This window comes from Pseudoneobacillus rhizolycopersici (assembly GCF_054786815.1).
In genome coordinates, this window is record NZ_JBTOOE010000285.1 from 1 (window position 1) to 218 (window position 218).

1 protein-coding gene is annotated in these 218 nt (G+C 54.6%); it reads left to right on the plus strand.

What is annotated here, in order from left to right:
• The coding region (locus ACX9YW_RS23775) for a BCCT family transporter (protein ID WP_460351300.1) at nucleotides 1-218 on the plus strand (218 nt) is incomplete at both ends.

The window sequence follows — 218 nt, forward strand, 5'->3', positions numbered from 1 at the left end:
CTATTATTACCAGACCCCGGGTCTGAATATCGCGCCGCACTCGCAAAAAGCGCTGGAATACAGCCTGCCCTATTCCTTTTTCCATTGGGGGATCAGCGCATGGGCGACCTACACATTGGCCTCATTAACCATGGCCTACCACTTTCATGTGCGTAAAAACAAAGGACTGAGCCTGTCCGGGATTATCGCCGCCATTACCGGCGTGCATCCGCAGGGCG